We start from the raw sequence: 17,383 nt of genomic DNA on the forward strand, positions 1-17,383 counted from the left end.
GGTGTTCATCGACAGTTGTTGTTATTGCTTTTTGAGCTTTATGGTGAAATTTGGATTAGTCCGGATAATGCCTGGGATCACCACAAAGGCACGAAGAACACAAACACGTTGGTGTCCTTTGTGTCTTTGTGGTGAAAAATCTAGATTAGGGGGATAAACCCGGTATCATCGTCTCCGCACTTAACAGAATAACTTCAATTTCTTCAATAATTTCTTCCTGGCGTAGTGTATTAGATTTGAGCGCCAGATTGGCGATTTTTTCCTCTAAACGATGGATAGCCCCTTCTAGGTGTTGCATACGGTGGTAGTTTTCGGCCATCAAGGAGGCGTAACAGATTTCATGGAGGGTGGCGAAGAGATAGTGATCCACAAGTTCGGTGAAAAAGTTTTGGGAAGAAAGGTTAAGGAGGGGAGGAGAGGCAAACTGGATGGGGGGAAGGAGCTCCTGGAAGGGGGGAAGGAGCGGTGTTAGCTGCACTTCGGGTTGGGGGCTTCCCTTGGGGTTAGCCGAGGAGGGTTCCAATCCCTGGGTCGTGGGATGATGGGGGTGGGTTCGATGGTGCAGCAGGGTGACTGGAGGGAGCGTTTCGGGTTCTCGAAATTGATCCAGGGCATTGACCAATCGGCTTAGGACCTCTTCTATTTCTTCGGCCATATTAGCCCCTTCAAGTAGGGCCACTGCTCTGGGGTCACCTTCCAGTTTAAGGCAGAGTTTGCGTCCCACCGCAATAAGAAAGGGCGAAGGGGAGGGATTTGATTTTAATGCGGTCTCTAGGGCTTTAAGCACCGTTTCGTTAAAATCCCCGCAGAACCCCCGTTGTGAGCCCATCAACAGATAGATGTGCCGGGAATCTTGGGTAAGGGGCTGGCGTGGAGGATAGAAGTGATGAAAGTCAGCGGCAACGGCCTTAATGCTGTCCACTACCTGTTGTTGGGCGGGGAGCAGACGCCCGAGCTTGCGGGTCTCCAGCAGCGCAAGCATTTTCATGCTGTCCATAATGCTGCTGATCTCCTGGAGGGAGCGAAGGTGTTGCTCGGTTTCCCGGCGTCGGCTCATTCTTTATCTTCGGGGATGGCCGATAGCCATGTTTCCAAGGTTTGCAGCCATTCGTTCCGATCCCTATCCAAGGTGAGCGAACTGTTCTGGATGTGTTCCACCAGCCTATTTAATTGCCTTGGAATAGCCTCTAATTCAAACGGGTCGAACCGTCCTTCATTGAAGGCAATCAACCAGGCGAGCTGGCACTTAATGGAGAGGGGGCTGAGGCGATTCTGAGTAAGCAACTTGCGTAATACACGACCGTGCCGGATTTTGGCCTGCATTGAGGGCTCGAGATGGGCGCCGAAGCGGGTAAAGATTTCCAATTCCAAAAATTGTAAATAATCGAGTTTCATGCGACCCGCTTCTTCTCGGATACGGAAGTGTTGGGCCTTGCCTCCGATACGGGATACTGATTTGGCCACATCGATAGCGGGCCGAAAACCGCTGGCAAACAAGTCTGCATCCAAATAGATTTGTCCGTCTGTAATCGAGATGAGATTGGTGGGGATATAAGCGGCAATTTCTCCCTGTTGGGTTTCAACAATGGGCATGGCCGCCATGCTGCCGCCACCATAGCGGGAAGTTAAGCAGGTCGCCCGCTCTAGGAGACGGGCATGGAGGTGAAAAATATCCCCTGGGTAAGCTTCCCGCCCTGGAGGGCGACGCAGCAGGAGGGAGAGTTCGCGATAAATCCGGGCATGGGTGCTCAGGTCATCATAGATCACAAGGGTGTCCTTGCCCTGGGCCATCCAAGCTTCAGCGAGAGTGCAACCGGCGAAAGGTGCTAAATATTGCAGGCCCGGCAGGGCATTGGCTTCGCCGACCACGACTGTGGTGTAGTCCAAGGCCCCGTACTGGCGCAAGGTGTCTAGGGTTCTGAGTACCGTTGAGCGCTTCTGGCCAATGAGCACATACACGCAATAGACCCCTTGTCCTTTCTGGTTGATGATGGTGTCGACAGCGATGGCGCTTTTGCCCAGCCCTTCATCGCCTATGATGAGTTGGCGTTGACCTCGCCCCATGGGAATCATGGTGTCGATGATTTTGATACCCGTATAGAGGGGCGCATGAACGAAATCCCGGGTGACCATAGGGGGCGAAGGATGTTCCAAATTCCGCCTTTCTGAGCACTGAGGTGATTCCATGCCATCAAGGGGCGTCCCCAGGGGATCGATGACCCGCCCGAGAAGATTATCCCCCACGGGGATACTCAGTTGCTGGCCCGTCAGATGCACACCAGTGCCGCTAGTGAGCGCATCGGTGTCCAGGAGTAAAATAGCCCCCAGCAATTCTTGGGTCAGATGAAAGACGACGCCTAGACTCCCCTCCTCAAAGACGAGAAGCTCTTCGAGTTTGGCGGAGGGCAATCCTTGAATCCAAGTAATGCCATCTCCTACCGAGATGACATTGCCCTGTTCAGTAATCCGGAGCCTAAAATGGTATTCCTCAAACCAAGTGTCTAGTGCGGTTAGGGGCCCGGGGCTACCGGCTTTATTCAAGTCGTCCATGGATAGCTTCAGCGAAATAGCTCAATTCATCCTGCAAGTTGGCCCGTAATACCCAAGGGCCGATGCTGATGCGCAGCCCGGCGATAAGCTCTGGATCTTGGCGGAAATCCAAAACATTTGGGTTTTTCCCTGCTAAACGGTGAAAGGCAGCTTGCAAGGTTTGCCGCTTAGATTCCTCTAGGGGGTAGGCGCTGGCGACTTTAATGGGTTCGGTGGTATTGGTTAGGGTCTCCCGCAAGTTCTCTTGTTGTTCCAGGGGTAGGGTGGTCAGATCCTCCAGGACCAGAGCCACTAGTTTGGCTTCTAGTTCAGGACCGGCGAGACGGGAGAGCAATTGGGAGGCAAAGCGGACAGTTCGTTCTAGGGCCGCCTCTTGGTCTTTGCGTCGGGCCTGATTTTGGTTCCGTTCGAGCAAGACTTGAGCCCGTTCCCGCTCTGCTTCTAGGGAATTCCGCAGGGCTGCCACTTGCCGTTCCTGTTCGGCATTAAGCTCGCGGTGCAATTTTTCCAGGGCCGCCGCTTTTTCTTTTTCCCATTCTCTGAGCCGATTTTGGTATTGCTGCTCCATAGCTTCGGCCTTGCTGCGGATGGTCTTGGCTTCCTCAAGGGTTTGCTGGATGGTGCTGCGGCGCCGCTCGATTACTCCCAAAATGGGACGGTAGAAAAAATGTTTGAGGAACCAGACCAGAATGAGGAAATTGATAATCTCCAGGATAAAGGTGGACCAGTTCAGTTCCAAAGAAATCTCCCTGACAGGATGCTTGATGGATGGGACTCAAACCAGGCTATCATCGCCTCCCCGTTTACTGAATAAGGTATTCCAGCAAGGGATTTCTAAACAACACAATGAGCACGATGACCAAACAATAGATAGCCAGGGATTCGATCATGGCAAGGCCAATGAATAGGGTTCGGGTAATAGAACCTTCCGCCTCCGGCTGACGGGATAAGGCCTCTAGAGCGTGGCTGATGGAACGGCCCATGGCTATTGCAGGCAACATGGTGCCTAATACAATACCTAAAATGGCCATTATTGTGGAAACGAGGACGAACCACGTTATGTCTGATATTTCTGACATGCGTCAATTCCTTCTATTCTTTTTTTGTCTCATTTGTTGGGATTGAATGCCGCCGGCAATGTAAACCAGAGCAAGCATGCCGAAGATATAGGTTTGGACTAAAGCCTCAATGATGTGCAACATGAGGATGGGAATGGGCACCAAGAATCCGGCGACCAAGAGGATCAAAAGGGCTGCCATTTCCAAGCTCATCATGTTGCCGAACAGGCGTACTGCCAAGGCGACGGTACGGGTGATTTCGCCAATGATATGAAAAGGCAATAGAATGGGGTTAGGGCTGAGGTAGTGGTGCAGATAGTTCCTTAACCCTTGGGTGCGGATGCCGTACCAGTGAACCGATAAAAAGACCAGAAATGCCAGTGCCGAAGTGGCGGATAAATCCCGGGTCGGGGCATGGAGACCGGGAATGAGGCTACTGAGATTGGCCAGTAATAAAAACAGCCATAGGGTGCCAATGAAAGGTAATACTTCTCGCGTGTATTGAGGCAGGACTCCGTGCACGCTTTTTTCAAAGACACTGACGATCCCTTCCAAGGCGGTCTGAAGGGGACCGGGATCAAGCTGTAGGTTTCGGCTGGTAAGTACCACAGTGAGTGCCAGCGCGATCATCAATCCCCAGGTGGTGTTGACAGTCTCGGTAATGATGAGCGGCCCTATTTGCCACTGCACTCCATTAAGCATTGCCGAACCTTCCATTATTTACTCTCTGCTGCGGATGAATAAGTAGACATTGACGGCACCTAGGAAAACCCCTAGGAGAAGCAGGCTTACCGTCCATACTACCGAGTAGTCGGGGGCGCGCTCATCCAACCACTGTCCCAGGTAAGCTCCAGCGACTACCGGCGCCACAAATAATAGTCCTAGGGTACCGAGATAGGCTGTTTGAGCCAAGAGGGTGGGGCGTTCCTGCTCCGCCTTTTTAAGGCGACGGGCTTGGCGCTCGACTTTCTCTCGAAGCTGATGGGTATATTTCATGCTTTCAACCGGTGCAGTTCCCAAAGGCGTCGGCGCATTTCCTCTTCCAGTCGATGCAGGCTCTGTTTCATCTCATGGAGTCGTTCTTCCTCCGCCAGAAGTTGTTCTTGGAGCGCCTGGCTGATTTGTTCGTAATTTTCACCCTGTAAGTAACGACGGGTACTAATAAAGAGTTCATTATTCACAAAATAGAGCAGCGCTCCCGGTAATGCCAAGAATTGCCAGGGATCGTTACCCCGGCGAAATCGCGCTAGACCAAAGACGAGAGAGGTCATAAAGCGGGCATGTCCTGCCCGGATCCCAAAGCTTCCTGAGGCATCTTCCCCCACAAATGAAACCACCTCCGGGATCCGTTGGGAGCGGGTAGAATCTTGGAGATAAAGTACAAAGGTTTTCATGAGCGGGCTTTTTTAATAGTGCCGCGCATATAACACTGGTCTTCTGGAATGGAGTCATAGTCCCCTCGGAGGAAGGCCTCACAGTCATCTAAAACTGCATGAAGGGGGACCGAGGCTCCAGGAATACCCGTATGGCTGGTGACCACAAAAAAAGGTTGGGAAAGATAACGTTGCAACTTCCGGGCCCGGAGAACTATGCGCCGATCTCTTTCAGAGAGTTCTTCCATTCCTAGCATGGTCATAATATCTTCCAATTCGTGATAACGGGCCAAATGCTCCCGTACACCCTCGGCAATGGCATAGTGTCGGTCACCTAGGATGTGACGATCCATGAGCTTACTGCCTGAGCGTAAGGGATCAACTGCTGGATAGATGCCTTTTCCCGCCTGGGCGCGAGATAAGATGACGGTAGTATCCAAGTGGCTCAAAATGGTGCTTACCGCCGGGTCGGTCATATCGTCGGCGGGGACATACACGGCCTGGACGGCAGTAATGGCTCCCTTGTCGGTAGACACGATGCGTTCTTCCATCTCTGCCACCTCTGTCGCTAGGGTGGGCTGGTATCCGGCTGTTGCCGGCATACGCCCTAACAGGCTGGAGATTTCACTTCCCGCTTGGACAAAGCGAAAGACATTATCCATCAGGAATAAAACTTCCTTGTGCAGAGTGTCACGCAGGTATTCCGCATAGGTCAAGGCAGTCAATCCTATCCGAAAACGGACTCCTGGAGATTCATCCATTTCTCCAAATACGAGTAAGGATTGGGACATGACGGCTGCGTCTTGCAGATCGTGCCAAAGTTCATGTCCCTCGCGGATACGCTCGCCAACGCCGGCGAAAACCGAGACACCTTTGTGGATGTGGGCAATGGCATGCATAAATTCCATGATTAACACGGTTTTTCCGACTCCCGCGCCACCAAAGAGACCGGTTTTCCCTCCTCGGATAAAAGGGCATAACAAGTCAATGACTTTGATGCCGGTTTCCAAGATTTCGTTGATCCCTCGCGCCTGATGAAGAGCGAGGGGTTTTCCGTGAATATTGCGGTAACTTTGGGGAGCCAGAGGGGGACTACCGTCCAGGGGTTCGCCGAATATGTTCAGCACCCGGCTCAAGCAATCGGGGGTGACCGGCACATGGACGGGGGTCCCGGTATCATAGACTGGCAATCCCCGCCGCAAACCGGCACTGCGGTGCAGAGTGATAGCGCGTATATGGTTTTTATCCAGATGCTGATGAACCTCAAACAGGTAGGTTTCTCCGTCAAGGCGTGCTTTTACCGCTTGATGCAGGGGGGGAAGACGGTGGCAGGAAATGACTACGACGGGGCCCTGGGCCTCGGTAATGAAACCGATAGGTTGTTCTGGGGGAGCGTTAGTGATTTTAGAATTGTCCATGGAGTTTATTCAGGTGATGCTGGGGTTCCTTATTATTTTAAGGACAACAAAAATTTTTATGGGATGTTAAGAATAATGTGAAGGGAATCTTTTAGGGTTGTGACCATCATGTTTCCCGTCCTTATGTGAAGCCATGAATCGCCGAGCAGTTAAGGGATAAAAATAGGTAGAACTCCTAATATTATCTGCTTATCCGAGGTCCTATAATTTTTAGTAAATATTGGCTTATTGAAATAGGCAAAAGATTGCCATTTTTTGAGTGGATGATGGTATTGGGAATATGATTTTTTTGCAGTACCTCTATTTGTTTTCCCGGACATCAAGTCTAGTTCGCGATTTTCTAAAGCTTATTTTTTGTGTGAGCCCGTTTAAGAAAGCTGAAACTTTAACGGGTTATGCTTATGGCATTGTTCTAAGGAGTGATCATGGTTAGAAGAAAGACCCGATTCCGTTGCGTTGCCCAAAGAGGGTGGTATTTTCTGACTCGGGAAGGCCGTATCGGTCCTTTCGATACTCGGCGGGAAGCCGAAGAAATGTGCCAGCGCTACCTTGACGAGATGGTAATTCTCCGCAGGGAGCAACAGGGAAGGGTCTCGCAGGAGATCAGAAAAATAGCGTAGGAGATTAATTGCCCAAATCAAAATAGTATCTCTGTTAACCAAGGAAGGGGAAGGTTGCGGCACATTAAAGATGCGAGAAGGGCGGCGTTTTTACCATAAATTGTAACGCCGCCCTGAGAATAGTTTTTATTAACCTTTGAGGTGGACGGTGCTTGCCTGAGGACCTAAATCCCCCTCTTCTTCAGTGAAGCGCACTTCCCGGCCCACTTGTAAGTCCTTGAAGTCCTCATTTAAGACACTGTTTCGGTGAAAATAAATTTCCCGACCATCAACGGTTTCAATCTTACCATAGTCTTGCTCAGGGACTAGCAGTGATATACGGCCAGAGGGTGGCGGTTCATGATGCTTGACGTTGCCCCTTTGCCGCTGGGAGTAGCTTTCAAGCTGACGTTGGGCTGCATTAAAGGCGTCTCGGAGCGCAACATAAACGTCTTCGTGAGCTTTTTTCCCATGGTGCTCACGACTGACCACAAGTTCTCCGCCTGGCACCGTTAAGTCGATGCGGACATGATAAAGCTTGCCCTGGTGGCGGTGCCGATGAGGGGCCTCAACGACCACTCGGCAGCCCATGATACGATCATAGAACTGCTCTAGCTTAGCGGCTTTTTCACGAATCCTGTCCTCTACGGCGATGGACGGCTCCATATGACGAAAGCTAATTTGTATAGGTAATTGCATACGGGTGCCTCTCCGACAAGGTTGGGCTTCAAAAATTCAATAAGATATTGATGTGGATGGATTATCCAGCCCTTCTGGCCTGGATTTTTTGATTTTTTGAATACAAGATGAGAATGGTTCAAAGATATGAGCTTATTGGGTGATAAGTTATTTCTAATCGGACACATTCTGGCTGAACTAAAGAAGCCAGTTTTGCAATCCTTACTTGATTTATAGACCATCCATGATAGAAAAGAAAAGAGGGCAGCAGAGTAAATTACAATTTAGAGAACAGCGTCAATAATTGGAAAACTTATTAAGAAAGTTAGCTAAGGTACTGTCAACTAAATTTAAAGTGAGATTAGCATGTCAGATAGCAGCGATGTCCCTAATGTTGGCGCACCCGACCCGGAATTAAGAAACTCTCCTATCGCTTTGGAAACCGACGAAGAAACTGAAGTCCTGCGGTTAGAAGTGCCTGGTGAGGCCGTCTGCTACTTTAATAATCAAAGCTATAAAAGTGGCACCCATGTTTGTAGTAGCGGTGTTTTGCTTCGTTGTGACTATGGGGTTTGGGTGCGGGTAGGGCCTTGTGATCCGGACAATCCCTGAGTAGCCGATCCGATGGGAGAAGAAGGCTAGAGGAATCGATTTCTCTCTGGGGGGGCTGTTCAGGGATTTCTGGTGGAATTTCTTCCGGTACCTCCTCCGGTGGGGGAGGTTCTTCAGGAGGAGCCTCGGGTGGAATTTCTTGGGGTACCTCCTCTGGAGGCATTTCCGGGGGGAATTCTGGTGGAATCTCAGGTTCTTGCTGTAGCCTTTTTCCCTCGTTTTCCATCATCCCAGCAGGAAAAGGCCCATAGCCAGGCGTCAAGGTTGGGTTTTGTCTTTTCCACATTGGGGAGGCCTCCTTATCGTCAGCTATTAAGAAATTTTGACTACCCCTCGTGTTCCAGTAAAGGGCTGCCAAGGTGGTGCTTGCATTAGACTCGAGTGGTCCACAGTCCTCGCCGGCTAGAAAATCTATTCCGAAAGGGGCGTTTACTCACCTTCATTCCCATATCTTTTGATGATTTTCGGTTCCTCCTCCGGGTGGGTATCCGTATCCGTATCCGTATATCCTAGATCATCCTGTTCGATATCATCATAGGGGGTGGTCCAATTTTCCGGCGGCTCAATCCACTCCAAGTCCGATGCTTCCCAGGCCACCATATCCATTTCCCCAATATCGCCGTCTACATATTGGATTTCGATGATGCCACTGGTTTCATCTATATCGATAACTCGAAAGATTTGGTGTGTCTCGATATTTTCGTACCACTCGCCTGGGATGGGTTCTATCTCAGTTGTCATTGTCATATCTCCTAGGGATTGCAGTAAATCATGCCACAAGCCAGCATAGACTAGTATTTATGAACTTTTAAAGAATTTGGAGAGCAGATATTGGGGCGGAAGTTGGGGAACAAAAGGCTAAATATAATATTCAAGGTATTATATAAGTAGAAGAGGAAATAGCTATGGGCCAGGCTGATCTAAGTGTGCGGGTTGAGTGTTATGCTGGCTATCAGGGGGAAGAAACTCCCCGCCGTTTCTTTCTCGGTAGGAGGTCAGTAGAGGTATTAGAAGTCGTTGATCGTTGGCTGGCACCGGATTACCGTTATTTTAAAATCCGGAGTGGAGATGGGAGTATATATATCCTGCGCCACGATGTGGCATCAGGGCGTTGGGAATTGACGCTGTTTGACAGCGGTAAGCGGGAAGAGACCCGCTTATCCTCGACTTAAGGAGCTGTTTGGGCAGGGATGTTAAGCTTAGTCAATAGGCCGTATCCACAATGAAAACTATCCTGTTGTCTTTAATTGCCGTTTATCGCTATGGCATTAGCCCCCTAATGGGCAACCACTGCCGTTACTATCCCTCCTGTTCAGCGTATACTCAGGAGGCCATCCAGTGCTATGGTGGAGTTCGGGGAAGCTGGCTCGGGTTAAAACGCCTTTTGCGTTGCCATCCCTTTCATCCGGGTGGCGTTGATCCGGTACCTGATATCCCTCAATGGCGATCGAAACCTTGATTCCCTGGGGGGAGAAAAGTTTTCCTGTACTCAAATCAAAGAGGGGGCTTTTAGCTGAGCGTTGAAATTTACGCTAATCTCTGCTAATTTATAAAAATGCAAAAGAGGTTAGTAAAAATTGGCGAAGCCGCCAAGCTGCTAGGCACTACCCCGGATACGCTCAGAAAATGGGAAGCATCCGGGGAGCTGCTACCGGCCAGAAAAACCAAAGGCGGAACCCGTTATTACGCTGTAGCGGATTTGCTAGAGCTGGCGAATGAGAGCAGCCCAACGGTTTGCTATGCCCGTGTCAGCAGCGATGAGCAAAAGGAAGAGCTTGGGCGTCAGCATGCCATGCTAGAGGCTTACTGTGCGGCCAAAGGATGGAAATCCGAGATTATTAAAGATCTCGGTTCAGGGATGAATTACCGGAAAAAAGGCTTAAACAGGCTGCTTGAGCTAATTTTACGGGGGAGGATGCGGCGGCTAGTGATTACTCACAAAGACCGGCTATTGAGGTTTGGCGCGGAGTTGATTTTTACCCTCTGCGAAATTCAAGGCATTGAGATTGTGATTATCCATAAAGGTGAGCCACCCAGTTTTGAGGAAGAGCTTGCCCAAGATGTTTTAGAAATCATCACGGTACTTTCAGCCCGGTTATATGGAAGCCGAAGCAGAAAGCACCAGCAGACGATAGAGGCGCTAAAGCATGTTACTAGCACACAAAATTGAGTTGCGGCCCTCTATCAGCCAAGCCGCGTTAGATAAGGCGTGCGGGTCTAGGCGGCACTGTTATAACAAGCTGTTGGAGCACTTCTCTCAGGATGAGAATAAGTGGAGCAAGTGAGCGGTAGGTTTGTGCATGGACTAATTGGATTGCTGGGGTTTGGGTGGTTACTCCTGAGCCCTGGGTGGGCGGCGGAATTGGCCCTGGAGTTTCACGGACCCTTACAGCAAGGAAGCTTGGTCATCGGGCAAACGGAACCGGGGGTAGAGGTCTTTCTGGATGGGCGCCAGCTGCGGATTTCCGAGGATGGATTGTTTTTGATGGGCTTTGGCCGTGATGCCAAGCCGGAGGCGACTCTTAAGCTTGTTTTCCCCGATGGCGCACATGAAGTCCGAGAACTTGAGATCGCCCAGCGCCAGTATCAAATCCAGCGTATTGAGGGCTTGCCTCCCCGTAAGGTGACCCCCCGCACCGAAGATTTAGTGCGTATCCGCAAAGAGGCGGCCCTGGTTAGAAAGGCACGGAAACGAGATGATCCCCGTACTGATTTTTTAAGCGGGTTTATTTGGCCTGTGCAAGGTGCTATCTCTGGCGTTTATGGGAGTCAGCGAATCCTGAATGGCCAGCCTCGGCGTCCCCATTATGGAATTGATATTGCGGCACCTACTGGAACGCCTGTACGGGCTCCCTCGGATGGATTCGTTACCTTGGTCCATCCCGATATGTTTTTTTCAGGAGGAACGCTTATTCTCGATCACGGGCATGGGCTTTCATCCGCATTTTTGCATTTGCGGCGGATTTTAGTCAAAGAAGGTGAGCGGGTAACCCAGGGAGAGATCATCGCTGAGGTGGGTGCCACGGGACGGGTTACCGGCGCTCACTTGGATTGGAGAATCAACCTTTTTCAAACTCGGCTTGATCCTCAGCTCTTGGTCGCTCCGATGCCGACGGCGGCAAGGGAATGAGCGGTTCTCATTCCCTTGCTAGGGAAAACCTAGGTCAGGCCAATAGTTTTTAGGACATCCCGGCTCGGCAGAAGCGGAAAAATAGTTATTGATAGCCGCATTGGCCGGGGGTCACGACAATTTCGCCGATAGGTTTAAGATCCTTGCCATGAAAAGAGTAGCGAGCGCTGACTCCGTGTTCTAAGAAAACATGTAGATCCGGGCTGTTACAAGCCAGTTCAAGTGCTTTCGGACTTGTTTCCTCTACAAATTGGTTGTTATCGAACTGATCGGAGGAAGCATTTATTTTAACGTAATTATACCTAAGTTCTCCGTCTCGTCCCTCGACGCTGCGAAGCTCTGTCTCTCTGTCAACCTTCTTAGGGAGCGCCTTATTGATCTGTGCGGCGATAATTTTAAGGGCCGCTTGAGATTGTAGCTCTTCCGGGCTGATTTTTTCTCCATTGGGCAGAGTAATCTTGTTTGAATCTAGCCAATTAGTTTTGGCTGCGGCTATTCCTACCACCAAGATAGGAAGAAAAATCCAAAGGTATTTTAGGGACTTTTTCACCTTTTTTACCTCTTAACATGAGCAATGGTTACAGTAGTTATACCCCACTACCTCAATATAGGCTTTAGGTAGGGGTTGGCAAAGGTATACCAACTTTGTGGTTATTATGGACTAAGGTGTGCTTGCCTGAATAGCCCTAATTGAGGTTGGAGAGCCAAATCGCTAGATATAGCGGTTCCCATAAACGAGAGTGGTCTATTTATTTAATATCGCCATTTTAAATTTGCGTTTGCTGGCTAATGTCTATCACCATTCATTTACCTTTTCGCTGGGTTCTTCTTGGCGGCTTATTGATGGTGTCGGCTTTATTCACCGAAGCCTATTCGGCGGGTACCGTTAGTGAACTACGCGCCCGTCATAACGAACGAGCTTTTGACCTTCGCATGGAGCAACAGCGTTTTCGTCATCGTTTACAAAGCGACCGACTTCCGCTGGCAAAGCAGCGCGGGCTTAATCTGCGACTCCAGCAACAGGGAATACGCCAAAGGGATTTGCAACGCCAACAAATCCTGGAGCAAAACCTCTTACGGCAGCAGCAAGGCCATCGGTTGGACCCAACTCGCCGGGGTGGGCCAGAGCTGAGACAGCGTTTTCGGCGGGAGCATCAAGAGCAACAATTTCAGTTTAAGCAAGAGCGCAGGGGTCTCATGCTCAGGCAGCCGTCCTTGGATTCTCAAACACCGTTAAAATGATACCTATAACGACTATGTTTGAGTGGTTTCCACTGTCCTCCGAAAGCGTGACAAGGCGGCGATAAAAAAGAGGAAGCCAATCCCGAAAATGGCCATAAAGCTGGGCCAAACGATTTCAAATCCCGCGCCCCGGTAGAGGATGGCCTGGGCCAGGTTGACAAAATGGGTAGTGGGTGCAAGCAGCATGATGTCCTGCACGGCTTCTGGCATGCTCTCCCGGGGAGTGATGCCCCCGGAAAGCAAGTGCAAGGGCAAAATGATCAGGATTGCAAGCAGTCCTAGCTGGGGCATGGAACGGGCGATAGTCCCCATAAAAATGCCCATTGCCGTGGTGGCAAATAGGTGCAAGAGGGTACCGAGCAGGAATAGAGGGATGGAGCCGGCAATCGGCACGGCCAGCAGCCCTTGGACGACCAGCCATAGGGAGAGGGCCGTGGCTAGGAGCACCACCAGGCCGTTGGCCCAGACTTTGGCCACCATAATCTCAAGGGGAGTCAAAGGCATCACCAGCAGGTGTTCAAGGATCCCATGTTCCCGCTCCCGGATGAGGGCGGCCCCCGTAAGGAGAATAGAGAGCATGGTAATGTTATTGATGATTTCCATGACGCTGCCAAACTAACTACTGCTCAAATTAGGGTTGAATTTTATCCGGGGAGTCAATTGGATGGGGTATGGGGCCTCAGCCCGGAAACCTTGTACAAACTCGGTGATTTCTCCCGCCAAGATATTCTGGACGTAGCCTGCGCCAATAAAGGCCTGGCTCATCCGGGTCGCATCGACATTGAGCTGGATTTCGGGTTGCTTGCCGGCCAGCACGTCCCGTTCAAAATGGGGTGGAATGTCTATGACAAAAGTATATTGGCCAGAATCCATCCCCGCGTCGATGTCCGCGATGGTAATAAGTTCCGGGGTTTTGAAATAAGGCGGATAAAAGGCGTTGATAAGGCGCTTTGACAGCGGCGAGCGGTCTTCGTCGACAATGGCGATGGGGCTGTTGTGCAGTTCCAGCGAGGTTGCGGTGGCCGCACTGTAAATACCGCCGGAGAAGGCCCAAATGATAAAGAGCAGGAGGACTTTGTCATGCCATAGGCTGCGCAGTTCCTTGAGTCCCAGACGGTAGCTATTGGTCAGTTGCTGTCGCTTCATTTTTCCTGTTTTCTTAAGAATATCAGGCTTAGCAGGGTGAATACCGGGATGAAGGCCGCAAGAGCAATGAAATAGGGGTAGAGATCGCTGAAATCCAAGGCTTTAGTGAAAGTACCACGGCTGATGATCAGAAAATAGGTGGTTGGAAAAAGTTGGCCAATCCAAGCGCCTACACCTTCCAGGGATGACACGGGATCGGTGAGCCCAGAGAAATTGACCGCAGCCAGCAGCGATACAATGGCCGTACCCGCCAGTGCCGCAATTTGAGTTTGGGCAAAAGTAGACATGAGCAGGCCGAATCCGGTAGTGGCAGTGACATAGAGCAACGCGCCCGCGGTCAATGCTGCAAAGCTTCCCTTAAGGGGGACCTCAAACAAGAAAACCGCCAGAACAACCAAGCCAAAAAAACTGATCATGCTCACACCGATATAGGGAAGCTGTTTGCCTAGCAGAAATTCCAGGCGGGTCACGGGGGTGACATAGAGATTGGTGATAGAGCCGAGTTCTTTTTCCCGCACGACTCCGAGCGCGACCAGCATGGCGGGAATGAAGACCAAGAGAACCGGGATCATTGCTGGCATCATGGCATAGAGGCTTTTGAAGTCTTGGTTGTAGCGGTAACGGATCTCCAGATCCGCAGGTATCGGTCGGGGTTCGATACCGTAGGTACGAATGGCGAGATCAGTCAGGTATTGATAGTGCAGCCCTTCCACATAGCCGCGGATGGTCTCGCCGCGAAATGGCATGGCCCCATCGATCCAGACCCCGATTTCTGGTGCTCGCCCCCGTTTTAGATCCTTTCCGAAATTGGGCGGAATCTCGATAGCCAGGCTTAGTTCCCCGCTTTTCATCCGCTGCTCCAACTCGGTGTAATCATGGATGGGGGGGCGTTTAATAAAATAACGGGAGCCTGCCACATTGTGTAGATAATCGCGGCTTGCCGGCGTTTGGTCCCAGTCTAGGGCGGCAAATTTGAGGTCTTCCACATCGAAGGTCATGCCATAGCCGAGGGTGAACATGAGTAGTACGGAACCCACTAGGGCAAACAGTAGGCGAATGGGGTCCCGTTTGATTTCGAGGCTCTCCCGGCGGGCGTAACCTAGTAGACGCCGTAGGCTGAAGGCCGTGGCGCGGGGAGGTTTTTTAGGGGGCGATTGGGGTATTACCCCCGCCATTGTATTGTCCTTAAGGTTTTCAGCCAAGCCAGTCGCTTCCTCCAGGTAGACGATGAAGGCTTCTTCCAGGGTTTCGACACCGCGCCTTTGCTTGAGCGCCGAAGGGCTATCGCTGGCGAGCACTTGGCCGGCGTGCATCAGTGAAATACGGTCGCAACGCTCGGCCTCGTTCATAAAGTGAGTGGAAATAAAAATGGTGACCCCTTGATTGCGGGAGAGATCCAGCAGCAGCTCCCAGAATTGGTCCCGGGCGACAGGGTCTACTCCGGAGGTGGGTTCAGTTCCGGTTCATGGGCAATGGCCACGGCCAAGGAGAGACGCTGTTGGATACCGAGGGGGAGTGCTAGGGGGAGTTCGTCTAGATAGGGGGCCAAATCGAAGCGGGCGATTAGCGTGGTCAGTCGTTCCGGGAGGCGTTCTTTCGGCAGATGGAATAGTTGGGCGTGGAGTTCCAGGTTTTGGCGTACCGTTAATTCCCCGTAGAGGGAGAAAAATTGGGACATGTAGCCCACTCGCTTGCGGATCTCCAGATCTTGGGCCGCTATGGGGTGGCCAAATAACCAGGCTTTGCCGTCCGTGGGCGGCAGCAAGCCGGTGAGCATCTTCATCGTCGTGGTTTTACCGCAGCCGTTGGAACCCAGGAAGCCAAAGATTTCGCCCTGTTGGATACGAAAATTAACCCGGTCGACGGCGGTAAAGTCACCGAATCGCTTGGTGAGGGCTTGAGCTTCAATGGCGGGCGTGCCTTCGGCCCCAAAGGTGGCGGGCGGGACGACTAAGGTTCTATGGTTAGAGCGCTTTTTCTCGGGCAGTAGCTGGATAAACGCGGTATCTAGATCCTCCGTTCCGGTCCGGGATTTGAGTGCTGCAGGGTGGCCCGTGGCTAAAATTTTGCCTTCGTCCATGGCTGCCAGCCAATCAAAGCGTTCCGCTTCTTCCATATAGGAGGTGGCCACCAACACGCTCATTTCAGGTCGGCGCTTTCGGATACCGTCAATGAGCTCCCAAAATTGCCGCCGGGAGAGGGGGTCAACGCCGGTGGTAGGCTCGTCCAGGATCAGCAGATCCGGGTCGTGGATCAGGGCACAGCATAGTCCAAGTTTTTGTTTCATGCCCCCCGACAATTTGGCGGCGGGACGGTGCTTGAAGGGGGCGAGACCGGTACCGTGCAGCAGTTGGTGGATGCGTTGCTCCCGTTCCTCCCGGCCCTGGCCGAATAGGCGGCCGAAAAAATCCACATTTTCCCATACCGTTAGAGTAGCGTAGAGATTTTTTCCCAACCCCTGGGGCATATAGGCAAGGCGCGGCAGTATAGCCGTGCGATAATGGCTATGGCCCATGTTGCCTCCAAATACCGTTACCTGACCGCTCTGGATCTGGCGGGCCCCAGCTATCAGGGCCAACAGGGTGGACTTGCCGACTCCGTCTGGGCCGATGAAGCCCACCATGCCGCCGGCAGGAAGCGCCAGATGAAGATTATTCACCGCAACCGTTTCGCCATAGCGATGAGTGAGGCCCGCGACCTCCGCTACCAAAGGTTGCTCGGTGATCATTGGGGTAATTTTACTCGGAGGCTGTCAGGCCACGGAGTATTGAGGTCTAGGCGTACATAGGCGATGCCGGGCACGCCTGTTTTCACTTTCTCTATATGCTCTTTGAGCAACTCCGGATCGATTTTGACCTTAGGCCACCTCCGTTTGGCGTTGGTCAGAGGCCACTCGCCCGTCCACAAAGTGCACGATGCGCTTGGCATAGGCGGCCATATCCGCTTCATGGGTGACCATGACGATGGTAATGCCCTGGTCCCGATTGAAAGTGGTCAGCAGTTCCATGATTTCCCGGCTACGGGTTGTGTCCAGGTTGCCGGTGGGCTCATCGGCGAATAACACATGGGGTTGGGTCACGATGGCTCGGGCAATGGCCACCCGCTGCTGTTGTCCACCGGAAAGCTCGCCTGGGGTGTGGTGTTCCCAGCCATTTAAGCCCACTGCCGCCAGGGCGTTCCGGGCCCAAGCATGGCGCACTGCCGCCGGGATGCCTCGGTAGATGAGGGGCAGCTCCACATTTTCTAGGGCTGAGGTGCGGTTCAGCAAGTTGAAGCCCTGAAACACGAATCCCAGATAGTGACGGCGCAACCGGGCACGCTGGTTGCGGGATAGCCTGCCCACCTCGATCCCTTGGAAAAAATAAGCCCCCCTGCTGGGGGTATCCAGACAGCCAAGAATATTCAAACAGGTGGATTTTCCGGAACCACTGGGTCCCATCACCGCCACGAAATCCCCTGCCTCAATGGAAAGATTAACGCCGCGCAGTGCCTCCATAGCAGCCCTGCCGGTACCATAGATTTTGGTCACCTCTCGAAGCGCAATCAACGGCGGTTTGAGCTGCTTTCGGGTCATTGC

At 51.8% G+C, this 17,383-nt stretch carries 23 protein-coding genes and 1 pseudogene; 8 read left to right on the forward strand and 16 right to left on the reverse strand.

The genetic code is table 11. The annotated features are described in order from the left end of the window. Positions 1–145 precede the first annotated feature (145 nt). From NHAL_RS10870 to atpD, 8 genes are all read right to left on the reverse strand, one after another. Positions 146–1,057 (reverse strand): F0F1 ATP synthase subunit gamma, encoded by a 912-nt coding sequence (locus NHAL_RS10870; protein WP_013033189.1) that lies wholly within the window; start codon positions 1,055–1,057, stop codon positions 146–148. Further along, complete coding sequence (locus NHAL_RS10875) at positions 1,054–2,550, reverse strand: F0F1 ATP synthase subunit alpha (protein WP_013033190.1); 1,497 nt, start codon at positions 2,548–2,550, stop codon at positions 1,054–1,056. Before NHAL_RS10875 ends, NHAL_RS10870 begins: the two co-directional genes overlap by 4 nt. Next, positions 2,534–3,289: a F0F1 ATP synthase subunit delta gene (locus tag NHAL_RS10880; protein WP_013033191.1), complete on the reverse strand. Its 756-nt coding sequence runs from the start codon at positions 3,287–3,289 to the stop codon at positions 2,534–2,536. Before NHAL_RS10880 ends, NHAL_RS10875 begins: the two co-directional genes overlap by 17 nt. A gap of 64 nt (positions 3,290–3,353) precedes the next feature. Next, positions 3,354–3,629: an ATP synthase F0 subunit C gene (gene atpE / locus NHAL_RS10885; RefSeq protein WP_013033192.1), complete on the reverse strand. Its 276-nt coding sequence runs from the start codon at positions 3,627–3,629 to the stop codon at positions 3,354–3,356. 3 nt (positions 3,630–3,632) lie between these two features. Continuing rightward, positions 3,633–4,325 (reverse strand): F0F1 ATP synthase subunit A, encoded by a 693-nt coding sequence (locus NHAL_RS10890; protein ID WP_013033193.1) that lies wholly within the window; start codon positions 4,323–4,325, stop codon positions 3,633–3,635. A gap of 3 nt (positions 4,326–4,328) precedes the next feature. After that, a complete protein-coding gene (locus NHAL_RS10895) occupies positions 4,329–4,604 on the reverse strand; it encodes an AtpZ/AtpI family protein (protein WP_013033194.1) in 276 nt (91 codons plus the stop codon). After that, positions 4,601–5,002, reverse strand: coding sequence for a F0F1 ATP synthase subunit delta/epsilon (locus tag NHAL_RS10900; protein ID WP_013033195.1), 402 nt, complete (start codon positions 5,000–5,002; stop codon positions 4,601–4,603). The genes NHAL_RS10895 and NHAL_RS10900 overlap by 4 nt, the downstream gene beginning before the upstream one ends. Then, a complete protein-coding gene (gene atpD, locus NHAL_RS10905; protein WP_013033196.1) occupies positions 4,999–6,399 on the reverse strand; it encodes a F0F1 ATP synthase subunit beta in 1,401 nt (466 codons plus the stop codon). Before atpD ends, NHAL_RS10900 begins: the two co-directional genes overlap by 4 nt. A gap of 425 nt (positions 6,400–6,824) precedes the next feature. On the opposite strand from atpD, the gene NHAL_RS10910 reads away from it, so the two are divergent. Then, a complete protein-coding gene (locus NHAL_RS10910; RefSeq protein ID WP_013033197.1) occupies positions 6,825–7,019 on the forward strand; it encodes a DUF6316 family protein in 195 nt (64 codons plus the stop codon). 129 nt (positions 7,020–7,148) lie between these two features. On the opposite strand, the gene NHAL_RS10915 is transcribed toward NHAL_RS10910, so the two are convergent. Continuing rightward, on the reverse strand, positions 7,149–7,697 hold the full coding sequence (locus NHAL_RS10915) for an HPF/RaiA family ribosome-associated protein (RefSeq protein WP_013033198.1): 549 nt from the start codon (positions 7,695–7,697) through the stop codon (positions 7,149–7,151). Between the two features lie 345 nt (positions 7,698–8,042). Between NHAL_RS10915 and NHAL_RS20460 the strand changes: the two genes are divergently transcribed. Continuing rightward, on the forward strand, positions 8,043–8,288 hold the full coding sequence (locus NHAL_RS20460; RefSeq protein ID WP_013033199.1) for a DUF1496 domain-containing protein: 246 nt from the start codon (positions 8,043–8,045) through the stop codon (positions 8,286–8,288). Here the strand turns inward: NHAL_RS20460 and NHAL_RS21390 are convergent. Together NHAL_RS21390 and NHAL_RS10925 are read right to left on the reverse strand one after the other, a co-directional pair. Continuing rightward, on the reverse strand, positions 8,176–8,574 hold the full coding sequence (locus NHAL_RS21390; protein ID WP_041354890.1) for a hypothetical protein: 399 nt from the start codon (positions 8,572–8,574) through the stop codon (positions 8,176–8,178). The genes NHAL_RS20460 and NHAL_RS21390 overlap by 113 nt on opposite strands. A 143-nt stretch (positions 8,575–8,717) precedes the next feature. Further along, positions 8,718–9,029 (reverse strand): DUF6763 family protein, encoded by a 312-nt coding sequence (locus NHAL_RS10925; RefSeq protein ID WP_013033200.1) that lies wholly within the window; start codon positions 9,027–9,029, stop codon positions 8,718–8,720. A 164-nt stretch (positions 9,030–9,193) separates the two neighbouring features. Between NHAL_RS10925 and NHAL_RS10930 the strand changes: the two genes are divergently transcribed. The 5 genes from NHAL_RS10930 to NHAL_RS10940 all read left to right on the forward strand — a co-directional run bounded on the left by NHAL_RS10930 (position 9,194) and on the right by NHAL_RS10940 (position 11,418). Beyond that, complete coding sequence (locus NHAL_RS10930) at positions 9,194–9,460, forward strand: hypothetical protein (protein WP_013033201.1); 267 nt, start codon at positions 9,194–9,196, stop codon at positions 9,458–9,460. A 50-nt stretch (positions 9,461–9,510) separates the two neighbouring features. After that, positions 9,511–9,747 carry a membrane protein insertion efficiency factor YidD gene (gene yidD / locus NHAL_RS20465; protein WP_013033202.1) on the forward strand — a complete coding sequence of 79 codons (237 nt, stop codon included), beginning with the start codon at positions 9,511–9,513 and terminating at the stop codon, positions 9,745–9,747. A gap of 96 nt (positions 9,748–9,843) precedes the next feature. Continuing rightward, positions 9,844–10,458 carry an IS607 family transposase gene (locus tag NHAL_RS10935; RefSeq protein ID WP_013033203.1) on the forward strand — a complete coding sequence of 205 codons (615 nt, stop codon included), beginning with the start codon at positions 9,844–9,846 and terminating at the stop codon, positions 10,456–10,458. Next, positions 10,436–10,573 (forward strand): helix-turn-helix domain-containing protein, encoded by a 138-nt coding sequence (locus NHAL_RS20470; protein ID WP_013033204.1) that lies wholly within the window; start codon positions 10,436–10,438, stop codon positions 10,571–10,573. The genes NHAL_RS10935 and NHAL_RS20470 overlap by 23 nt, the downstream gene beginning before the upstream one ends. After that, a complete protein-coding gene (locus NHAL_RS10940) occupies positions 10,561–11,418 on the forward strand; it encodes a M23 family metallopeptidase (RefSeq protein WP_013033205.1) in 858 nt (285 codons plus the stop codon). The genes NHAL_RS20470 and NHAL_RS10940 overlap by 13 nt, the downstream gene beginning before the upstream one ends. A gap of 85 nt (positions 11,419–11,503) precedes the next feature. Here the strand turns inward: NHAL_RS10940 and NHAL_RS10945 are convergent, their stop codons facing one another. Next, positions 11,504–11,968, reverse strand: a complete 465-nt coding sequence (locus NHAL_RS10945; RefSeq protein ID WP_013033206.1) for a hypothetical protein — start codon at positions 11,966–11,968, stop codon at positions 11,504–11,506. A 239-nt stretch (positions 11,969–12,207) separates the two neighbouring features. Here NHAL_RS10945 and NHAL_RS10950 point away from each other — a divergent pair, with 239 nt between their 5' ends. After that, positions 12,208–12,660: a hypothetical protein gene (locus NHAL_RS10950; protein WP_013033207.1), complete on the forward strand. Its 453-nt coding sequence runs from the start codon at positions 12,208–12,210 to the stop codon at positions 12,658–12,660. A gap of 12 nt (positions 12,661–12,672) precedes the next feature. On the opposite strand, the pseudogene NHAL_RS10955 reads toward NHAL_RS10950, so the two are convergent. From NHAL_RS10955 to NHAL_RS10965, 4 genes and pseudogenes are all read right to left on the reverse strand, one after another. Next, positions 12,673–13,806 (reverse strand): annotated as a pseudogene (locus NHAL_RS10955) (ABC transporter permease). Continuing rightward, positions 13,803–15,155, reverse strand: coding sequence for an ABC transporter permease (locus NHAL_RS22475; protein WP_203434314.1), 1,353 nt, complete (start codon positions 15,153–15,155; stop codon positions 13,803–13,805). The pseudogene NHAL_RS10955 and the gene NHAL_RS22475 overlap by 4 nt, the downstream one beginning before the upstream one ends. An 86-nt stretch (positions 15,156–15,241) precedes the next feature. Then, positions 15,242–16,534: an ATP-binding cassette domain-containing protein gene (locus tag NHAL_RS22480; RefSeq protein WP_203434315.1), complete on the reverse strand. Its 1,293-nt coding sequence runs from the start codon at positions 16,532–16,534 to the stop codon at positions 15,242–15,244. A gap of 129 nt (positions 16,535–16,663) precedes the next feature. Then, entirely contained in the window at positions 16,664–17,380 is a 717-nt protein-coding gene (locus NHAL_RS10965; RefSeq protein WP_157862552.1) for an ABC transporter ATP-binding protein, read from the reverse strand. Between the last annotated feature and the right edge of the window lie 3 nt (positions 17,381–17,383).

Source organism: Nitrosococcus halophilus Nc 4, from assembly GCF_000024725.1.
Classification (GTDB): Bacteria; Pseudomonadota; Gammaproteobacteria; order Nitrosococcales; family Nitrosococcaceae; genus Nitrosococcus; species Nitrosococcus halophilus.

Bases quoted from the DNA above. Each gene is read 5' to 3' on its own strand.
- atpE (WP_013033192.1), bottom strand. From the start codon at position 3,629: ATGTCAGAAATATCAGACATAACGTGGTTCGTCCTCGTTTCCACAATA.
- NHAL_RS10900 (WP_013033195.1), bottom strand. From the start codon at position 5,002: ATGAAAACCTTTGTACTTTATCTCCAAGATTCTACCCGCTCCCAACGG.
- NHAL_RS10895 (WP_013033194.1), bottom strand. From the start codon at position 4,604: ATGAAATATACCCATCAGCTTCGAGAGAAAGTCGAGCGCCAAGCCCGT.
- atpD (WP_013033196.1), bottom strand. From the start codon at position 6,399: ATGGACAATTCTAAAATCACTAACGCTCCCCCAGAACAACCTATCGGT.
- NHAL_RS10965 (WP_157862552.1), bottom strand. From the start codon at position 17,380: ATGACCCGAAAGCAGCTCAAACCGCCGTTGATTGCGCTTCGAGAGGTG.
- NHAL_RS10870 (WP_013033189.1), bottom strand. From the start codon at position 1,057: ATGAGCCGACGCCGGGAAACCGAGCAACACCTTCGCTCCCTCCAGGAG.
- yidD (WP_013033202.1), top strand. From the start codon at position 9,511: ATGAAAACTATCCTGTTGTCTTTAATTGCCGTTTATCGCTATGGCATT.
- NHAL_RS10915 (WP_013033198.1), bottom strand. From the start codon at position 7,697: ATGCAATTACCTATACAAATTAGCTTTCGTCATATGGAGCCGTCCATC.
- NHAL_RS10910 (WP_013033197.1), top strand. From the start codon at position 6,825: ATGGTTAGAAGAAAGACCCGATTCCGTTGCGTTGCCCAAAGAGGGTGG.
- NHAL_RS10890 (WP_013033193.1), bottom strand. From the start codon at position 4,325: ATGGAAGGTTCGGCAATGCTTAATGGAGTGCAGTGGCAAATAGGGCCG.
- NHAL_RS22475 (WP_203434314.1), bottom strand. From the start codon at position 15,155: ATGAACGAGGCCGAGCGTTGCGACCGTATTTCACTGATGCACGCCGGC.
- NHAL_RS21390 (WP_041354890.1), bottom strand. From the start codon at position 8,574: ATGTGGAAAAGACAAAACCCAACCTTGACGCCTGGCTATGGGCCTTTT.
- NHAL_RS10930 (WP_013033201.1), top strand. From the start codon at position 9,194: ATGGGCCAGGCTGATCTAAGTGTGCGGGTTGAGTGTTATGCTGGCTAT.
- NHAL_RS10875 (WP_013033190.1), bottom strand. From the start codon at position 2,550: ATGGACGACTTGAATAAAGCCGGTAGCCCCGGGCCCCTAACCGCACTA.
- NHAL_RS20460 (WP_013033199.1), top strand. From the start codon at position 8,043: ATGTCAGATAGCAGCGATGTCCCTAATGTTGGCGCACCCGACCCGGAA.
- NHAL_RS20470 (WP_013033204.1), top strand. From the start codon at position 10,436: ATGTTACTAGCACACAAAATTGAGTTGCGGCCCTCTATCAGCCAAGCC.
- NHAL_RS10925 (WP_013033200.1), bottom strand. From the start codon at position 9,029: ATGACAACTGAGATAGAACCCATCCCAGGCGAGTGGTACGAAAATATC.
- NHAL_RS22480 (WP_203434315.1), bottom strand. From the start codon at position 16,534: ATGATCACCGAGCAACCTTTGGTAGCGGAGGTCGCGGGCCTCACTCAT.
- NHAL_RS10935 (WP_013033203.1), top strand. From the start codon at position 9,844: ATGCAAAAGAGGTTAGTAAAAATTGGCGAAGCCGCCAAGCTGCTAGGC.
- NHAL_RS10950 (WP_013033207.1), top strand. From the start codon at position 12,208: ATGTCTATCACCATTCATTTACCTTTTCGCTGGGTTCTTCTTGGCGGC.